This window comes from Streptomyces sioyaensis (assembly GCF_004122735.1).
GTDB classification, from domain to species: domain Bacteria; phylum Actinomycetota; class Actinomycetes; order Streptomycetales; family Streptomycetaceae; genus Streptomyces; species Streptomyces sioyaensis.
Map to the genome: position 1 here is coordinate 1 of NZ_SDIF01000198.1, position 7790 is coordinate 7790.

Sequence of the window (7790 nt, forward strand, 5' to 3'; positions counted from 1 at the left end):
CCCCCCACCCACCGAGGAGTGCCCGTGTTCACCACCCGCCCGACCCTCCAGGGCACCTTCGGGATGGTTTCCAGTACGCACTGGCTGGCCACCCAGTCCGCGATGGCTGTGCTGGAGGACGGCGGCAACGCCTTTGACGCGGCGGTGGCCGCGGGGTTCGTGCTGCATGTCGTGGAGCCGCATCTGAACGGGCCGGCGGGCGAGGTGCCGATCATCCTGGCGCCGGCTGACGGGCCGGTGCGGGTGCTGTGCGGCCAGGGCCCGGCGCCGGCCGGTGCGAGCGTGGCGCACTACACCTCCCTCGGCCTCGACCGGGTGCCCGGCACCGGGCCGCTCGCCGCCGCGGTTCCCGGTGCCTTCGACGCCTGGATGCTGTTGCTGCGCGACCACGGCAGCAAGTCCCTCGCCGAGGTGCTGCGGTACGCCGTCGGGTACGCGGAACACGGCCATCCCGCCGTGGAGCGGATCGGCGAGGCCGTCGAGACGGTTCGTGCGCTCTTCGAGACGGAGTGGACCTCCTCCGCCGAGCTCTACCTTCCGGGCGGCAGGTCCGTCGCCCCCGGCGGACTGCTCAGGAACCGTCCGCTGGCGGCCACCTGGCGCCGGCTGATCGCGGAGGCGGAGGCGGAGGCGGCGTCGGCCGGCCGTGAGGCGCAGCTCGACGCCGCCCGCCGCATCTGGCGCGAGGGGTTCATCGGTGAGGCGCTCGCCGGCTTCGCGGCCCGCCCGGCCATGGACACCTCCGGCGAACGCCATGCGGGCACCCTCACCGGCGACGACCTGGCCGCCTTCTCCGCCACGTATGAAGCACCGGTCACCCACGACTGGAACGGCTGGACCGTCGCCAAGGCGGGCGGTTGGTCCCAGGGGCCCGTCTTCCTCCAGCAACTCGCCCTGCTTCCACGGGAGTTGCCTGCGTACGGTAGCCCCGAGTACGTCCATCTGCTCATCGAGGGCAGCAAGTTGGCGATGGCCGACCGCGAGGCCTGGTACGGCGACGCCCAGGAGGTGCCGCTCGACACCCTCCTCAGTGACGACTACAACGCGGCCCGCCGGGCCCTCGTCGGCGCGCACGCCTCGTACGAGCTGCGGCCCGGCAGCCCGGACGGCCGTACCCCGCGGCTGAGCGAGCACGCGCGGGCGGCCGCGGCGGGTGCGGACGGCTTCGGTGCGGCGGGCGGCGCCGGCAGCGGAGCGGGCGAGCCGACCGTCGGGGGCGGCGGGCTCGGCGGGCCGACCACGGCCGCCGCGCCCGGCAGGGTGCCCGCGGATGTCGCCCCGGTCGCCCCGGAGACCGACCGGAACGGCGGTGTGCGAGGCGACCGCCATCTCGACATCGACCGGAACGGCGGCGTGCGCGGCGACACCTGCCATATCGATGTCGTCGACCGCTGGGGCAACCTCGTCTCCGCCACCCCGTCCGGCGGCTGGCTGCAGTCCAATCCCGTCGTCCCGGGGCTCGGCTTCCCGCTCGGCACCCGGCTGCAGATGGCCTGGCTGGAGGAGGGCCTGCCGAATTCCCTCACCCCGGGGCGCCGCCCCCGCACCACCCTCACCCCGTCCCTGGCGCTGCGCGACGGGGTCCCGGTGATGGCCTTCGGGACGCCCGGCGGGGATCAGCAGGACCAGTGGCAGGTCCACTTCTTCCTGGCCGTGGCGCTGCGCGGGGCGGTCCGCGGCGGGCTCGATCTGCAGGGCGCCATCGACGCCCCGAACTGGCACCAGGACTCCTTCCCCGGGTCCTTCTTCCCCCGCGGGATGCGGCCGGGGAGCGTGACCGTGGAGTCCCGGATCGGCCGGCGGACCATCGACGAGCTGCGGCGGCGTGGGCACCGGGTCACGGTGGGTGACGACTGGTCCGAGGGGCGGCTGTGTGCCGTGGCCCGGGATCCGGAGAGTGGTGTGCTGTCCGCGGCGGCGAATCCCCGGGGGATGCAGGGGTACGCGGCCGGGCGCTGATGCAGCCGGTGTGGGGTGCGGCCGGTGCGGAGCCGCGGCGAGCCCTGGGAGCCGGTTCCCCGCCGTGCCCTCCGCGGCATCCCGAGTTCACCTGGAGTCCAGCCGCCGTGTCAGTGGCTCGTGGTTCGATGGATGCATGATCGAAGCACTTCGTACCCACCAAGCGGGAGATCCCACGGATATCACCCATGCTGTTGCCATGACCTCTTCGCCTGACCTGTCGGGGCTGGACCTCGCCGCCGTCGAGGCCGCCGTCCGCCGGGCCGCGGCCGAGGAGATCATGCCGCGCTTCCGGCAGCTCGCCGCCGAGGACATCGTCGAGAAGAACGGCCCGCACGACCTCGTCACGGTCGCCGACCGGCGCGCCGAGGAGCAGCTCACCGTCGCCCTGACGGACCTGCTGCCCGGCTCCCGGGTGGTCGGCGAGGAGGCGGTGCACGCCGATCCCACCGTGCTCGACGCGCTGCACGGCGACGCCCCCGTCTGGATCGTCGACCCGGTCGACGGCACCCGCCAGTTCGTGCACGGCGACCCCGGCTTCGCCACGCTCGTCGCGCTCGCCCACCGCGGTGAGCTGCTGGCGTCGTGGACGTACGCCCCCGCGCTCGGCCTGCTGGCCGTCGCCCGCCGCGGCGCCGGCGCCCAGCTCAACGGCGCACCGCTGCACACCGGCAGCCCGGAGCCCGGCGCCGTCCTCAATGTGGCCACCTCCCACTACGACTTCACCGATGACGACCAGAAGCGGGTGCTCGCCGCTCTGGACACCGCCGGCGTCGCGCCGCGGCCCTGTGGCTCGGCGGGTCTGGAGTATCTGCACATAGCCCGCGGCGAGCTCGACGCCATCGCCTTCAGCTGGGAGAACGCCTGGGATCACGCGGCCGGGCTGCTGCTGGTCCAGGAGGCGGGCGGCGCGAGCGGCACGGTCGCCGGGCAGCCGTTCCGGATCGAGGGCGGCAATGCGCTGCCCTTCACCGCGGCGCGGGACGCCGAAACGGCGCGGCGTATCCTCGAACTGCTGGCGGCCGCCAACTGATCCTCACCGACGAGGGTCGGACGTGAGGGGAGTGGCGTAGGTGCCGAGGATGCTCGATGCCGTGGTGATCGGGGCGGGACCCAACGGCCTGACGGCGGCGGTCGAACTCGCCCGCCGGGGCATGTCCGTGGAGGTCTTCGAGGCCTGCGACACCATCGGCGGCGGTGCCCGCACCGAGGAGCTGACCCTCCCCGGTTTCCGCCACGACCCCTGCTCGGCGGTGCACCCCACGGGCGCCGGCTCACCCGCGTTCGCCACGATGCCGCTGGCGCGCCACGGCCTGGAATGGCTGCACCCCGAGCTCCCCATGGCCCATCCGTTCCCGGACGGCACGGCAGCCGTGCTCGCCCACTGCGTCGGTGAGACCGCCATGTCCTTCGGACCGCGCGACGCCGGCACGTACCGCAGGCTCGTCGCGCCCTTCGTCGGCAAGTGGGAGGCGATGGCCCGCGACTTCCTGCGCACCCAGTGGCTCGGCCTGCCCCAGGACCCGCTGACCTACGCCCGCTTCGGCCTGGTCGCGATGCAGCCGGTCACCCTGCTCAACCGCCGCTTCCAGGACGAGAAGGCCCGCGCGCTGCTGGCCGGGCTCGGCGCGCACGCCAACGCCCCGCTCGGCGGCTTCGGGACCTCCGGCATGGCCCTGATGTTCGCGCTCGCCGCGCACGCCCACGGCTGGCCGGTGGCCCGCGGCGGCTCCCAGGCCATCTCCGACGCCCTCGCCGGGCTGCTGCGCGCCCACGGCGGCGCGGTGCACACCGACTTCGAGGTCAAGCGGCTGGACGACCTGCCGCCGGCCCGGGCGTATGTCTTCGACACCTCACCGACCGCGCTCGCCCGGATCGCCGGCCTGGGCAACGCCTACCGCGACGTGAAGTACGGCCCCAGCGTCTTCAAGGTCGATTACGCACTGTCCGGCCCGGTGCCGTGGACGGCCGAGGACGCCCGCCGCGCCGGCACCGTCCACATCGGCCCCACCAGCGACGACATCGGCGCCGCGCTGAACGCCGCCACCTACGGCCGCGACCCGTCCCGCCCCTTCCTGATCACCGCTCAGCCCAGCCTGATCGACCCCACCCGCGCCCCCGAGGGCAAGCACACGTTCTGGGCGTACGGCCATGTCCCCAACGGCTGGGAGGGCGACGCCACCGAGGCCGTCGAGCGGCAGATCGAGCGGTTCGCGCCCGGCTTCCGCGACCTGGTCCTGGCCCGCGCGGTGGCCGGCCCGCCGCAACTCGCCGTCCGTAACGCCAATTACGTGGGCGGCGACACCGCCACCGGCTCCGCGGCCGGCCTGCGGCTGCTCATCCGCCCCAAGCTCGCCCGCGTCCCGTACGAGACCGCCCACCCCGCCGTCTACCTCTGCTCGCAGGCCACCCCGCCCGGTCCCGGCGTGCACGGCATGTCCGGCCACTACGCCGCCAAGGCGGTCTGGCGGCGGCTGCGCGGGTACCGCCGCTGACCGGCCGACACACGGTGGCCCGACGCGCAGCGGGTACCGCCGTTGACCGGCCGACACACGGGGTGGCTCGACGCACAGTGGACACCGTCGTTGACCGGCCGACGCACAGTGGACACCCGCCGCTGACCGGGCCGCGCAACCGCCCGCCCACCGCGGACACGCCGTAGGGTCGGAGACCATGAGCACCTCCGGCACCTCTCTCACCCTCGTCCAGGGCGACATCACCGAGCAGTCCGTGGACGCCGTGGTCAATGCCGCCAACTCCTCGCTCCTCGGGGGCGGGGGAGTGGACGGCGCGATCCACCGGCGCGGCGGACCCGAGATCCTCGCCGAGTGCCGCGCCCTGCGCGACGGCCACTACGGCGGCGGGCTGCCCACCGGCCAGGCCGTCGCCACCACCGCCGGCCGGCTGCCCGCCCGCTGGGTCGTCCACACCGTCGGGCCGGTGTACGCGAAGAGCGAGAACCGCGGCGACCTGCTCGCCTCCTGCTATCGCGAATCCCTGCGGGTGGCCGGCGAACTGGGCGCGCGGACGGTCGCCTTCCCGGCCATCTCCACCGGCATCTACGGCTGGCCGCTCGCCGACGGCGCCCGCACCGCCGTCGCCACCGTCCGCGCCGCGGTCGACGCGGCCCCCGATGCCTTCGACGAGATCCGCTTCGTCGTGTTCGACGACCCGGCGCGGGAGGCGTACGAGGCGGCCCTGGCCGAGACCGGCGGCTGAGGCCCCGCAGCGCAGGGGAGGACCCCGCAGCGCAGGGGCCGGGGCCTGCAGGGCTCCCCGCGCAGGCGGCGCGGGACGGCGAGCGACCCGCGCCGACCCAGGCGACCCGCGCCGACCCGGGCGACCCGCGCCGTCCCAGTCCGCCCCGCGCCGTCCCAGGTGGTCCGACGTCGATGTCGGATTCTCGCCAGCCGGAGCGCGTCGGCTGGGGAATCCTTGAGGGCATGCACACCGACACCGAGCGCTGCGTGCGCGCCGTGCAGTCCAAGGACGCCCGCTTCGACGGCTGGTTCTACACGGCGGTGCTGACCACCCGTATCTACTGCCGGCCCAGCTGTCCGGTGGTGCCGCCCAAGCCGGAGAACATGCGCTTCTACCCGAGCGCGGCCGCCGCCCAGCAGGCCGGATTCCGGGCCTGTAAGCGGTGCCGGCCGGACGCCAGCCCGGGGTCCCCGGAGTGGAACGAGCGGGCCGACCTGGTCGCCCGCGCCATGCGGCTGATCGCCGACGGCATCGTCGACCGCGAGGGCGTCCCCGGGCTCGCGGCCCGCCTCGGCTACAGCACCCGGCAGATCGAACGGCAGCTGCTCGCCGAGCTGGGGGCCGGACCGCTGGCCCTCGCCCGCGCCCAGCGCGCGCAGACCGCCCGGCTGCTGGTGGAGACCACCGCACTGCCGATGGCCGAGGTCGCCTTCGCCGCCGGGTTCGCCAGCATCCGCACCTTCAACGAGACGGTGCGGGAGGTCTTCGCACTGGCCCCGACGGAGCTGCGGCACCGCGCGCGGCCCGGCCCCCGTACGGCGACGCCCGGCCTCCGTACGGCGACGCCAGGCCCCCGTACGGCGGCGCCCGGCACGCTGGCGCTGCGGCTGCCCTTCCGGCAGCCGCTGAACCCCGACAACCTCTTCGGGCACCTCGCCGCCACCGCGGTCCCCGGCGTCGAGGAGTGGCGGGACGGCGCCTACCGCCGGACCCTGCGCCTCCCCTACGGGCACGGCATCGTCGCCCTCGCGCCCCGCCCCGACCACATCGACTGCTGGCTGTCCCTGACCGATCTGCGGGATCTGGCCGGTGCCATCGCCCGCTGTCGCCGGATGCTGGACCTCGACGCGGACCCGGAGGCCGTCGACGGGCTGCTGCGCGAGGACCCGCGGCTGGCGCCGCTCATCGACAAGGCACCCGGCCGCCGGGTCCCGCGGACCGTCGACGCCGACGAGTTCGCCCTCCGCGCCGTCCTGGGCCAGCAGGTCTCCACCGCGGCGGCCCGCACCCACGCCGGGCGGCTGGTCCGTGCGCACGGTGAGCGGGTCGACGACCCGGGCGGCGGCCTCAGCCACCTCTTCCCGTCCCCCGCCGCGCTCGCCGGGCTGGACCCCGAGTCACTGGCGATGCCCCGCACCCGCCGGGCCACCCTCACCGGCGTCGTCGCCGCCCTCGGCTCCGGCGCGCTGCAACTGGGCGTCGGCAGCGACCGCGACGAGGCCCGCGCCCAACTCGCGACGCTGCCGGGCATCGGCCCCTGGACCGTCGAATGCATCGCCATGCGCGGGCTCGGCGACCCGGACGCCTTCACCCCGACCGACCTCGGACTGCGCCGCGCCGCCGCCGGCCTCGGCCTGCCGGCCACCCCCGCCGCCCTCGTCCGGCACGCCGCGCGCTGGCGCCCCTGGCGCGCCTACGCCGTCCAGTACCTCTGGGCGACCGACGACCACCCCATCAACCACCTCCCGACGCACTGAGCCCGCCACCTCCCGACGCACTGAGCCCGCCACCTCCCGACGCACTGAGCCCGCCACCTCCCGACGAACTGAGCCCACCACCGTCCGATGAACCGGGCCCATCGCCTTCCGACGAACTGAGCCCACCACCTCCCGATGAACCGGGCCCATCGCCTCCCGACGAACTGAGCCCGCCACCTCCCGACGAACTGAACCCATCACCGTCCGACGAACTGAGTCCATCGCCATGACCGTGCAGACCGCCGAGCCCGGCGCCCCCGTCACCCACACCGTCCTGGACGGCACCCCGGTGGGACCGCTCACCCTGGTCGCCGCCGGGACCGCCCTCACCGGCCTCTACATGACCGACCAGCGCCACCGCCCGCCGCAGGAGAGCTTCGGCGACCCGGCGGACCCCGGCGCACCGCCGTTCGCCGCGGCCATCGCCCAGCTCCGGGCCTATTTCCGCGGCGAGTTGACCACCTTCGACCTGCCGCTCACCCTGCGCGGCACACCCTTCCAGCGCCGCGTCTGGGCGGCGCTGCGCACCATCCCGTACGGCGAGACCCGCTCGTACGGGCAGCTCGCCGAAGCGCTCGGTGTCCCCACCGCGGCTCGCGCGGTCGGCCTGGCCAACGGGCGCAACCCGGTCGGCATCATCGTCCCCTGCCACCGCGTCGTCGGCGCCGACGGCAGCCTCACCGGCTACGGCGGCGGCCTCGACCGCAAGCGCCGGCTGCTCGCCTTCGAGCGGACGGATCAGGCCCTGTTCCCGGCCGGGGCATGCGGCTGACGGGCGCTCGCCGGGGGAGGAACCCGTGGGGGCGCCGAGAACGGCTACCCGTCAGATCCGACGGCCGACCCCTCGACTGCCCCCTCGACCGACCCCACGAC

General features: G+C 75.1%; 6 protein-coding genes. All 6 read left to right on the forward strand.

Going from position 1 to position 7790, the window contains the following annotated elements; translation table 11 throughout:
- Positions 1 to 24 precede the first annotated feature (24 nt).
- The 6 genes from EST54_RS32325 (at position 25) to EST54_RS32355 (ending at position 7689) form a co-directional block, all read left to right on the forward strand.
- Positions 25 to 1959 carry a gamma-glutamyltransferase family protein gene (locus tag EST54_RS32325; RefSeq protein WP_129251244.1) on the forward strand — a complete coding sequence of 645 codons (1935 nt, stop codon included), beginning with the start codon at positions 25 to 27 and terminating at the stop codon, positions 1957 to 1959.
- Positions 1960 to 2158: 199 nt separating this feature from the next.
- Positions 2159 to 2992: an inositol monophosphatase family protein gene (locus tag EST54_RS32330; RefSeq protein WP_129251245.1), complete on the forward strand. Its 834-nt coding sequence runs from the start codon at positions 2159 to 2161 to the stop codon at positions 2990 to 2992.
- Between the two features lie 49 nt (positions 2993 to 3041).
- Positions 3042 to 4454: a phytoene desaturase family protein gene (locus tag EST54_RS32335; RefSeq protein ID WP_129251246.1), complete on the forward strand. Its 1413-nt coding sequence runs from the start codon at positions 3042 to 3044 to the stop codon at positions 4452 to 4454.
- Positions 4455 to 4632: 178 nt separating this feature from the next.
- Positions 4633 to 5178, forward strand: a complete 546-nt coding sequence (locus tag EST54_RS32340; RefSeq protein WP_129251247.1) for an O-acetyl-ADP-ribose deacetylase — start codon at positions 4633 to 4635, stop codon at positions 5176 to 5178.
- Between the two features lie 224 nt (positions 5179 to 5402).
- On the forward strand, positions 5403 to 6917 hold the full coding sequence (locus EST54_RS32345; protein ID WP_129251249.1) for a DNA-3-methyladenine glycosylase 2 family protein: 1515 nt from the start codon (positions 5403 to 5405) through the stop codon (positions 6915 to 6917).
- A 226-nt stretch (positions 6918 to 7143) separates the two neighbouring features.
- Positions 7144 to 7689 (forward strand): methylated-DNA--[protein]-cysteine S-methyltransferase, encoded by a 546-nt coding sequence (locus tag EST54_RS32355; protein WP_129251248.1) that lies wholly within the window; start codon positions 7144 to 7146, stop codon positions 7687 to 7689.
- The last annotated feature ends 101 nt before the right edge of the window (positions 7690 to 7790 follow it).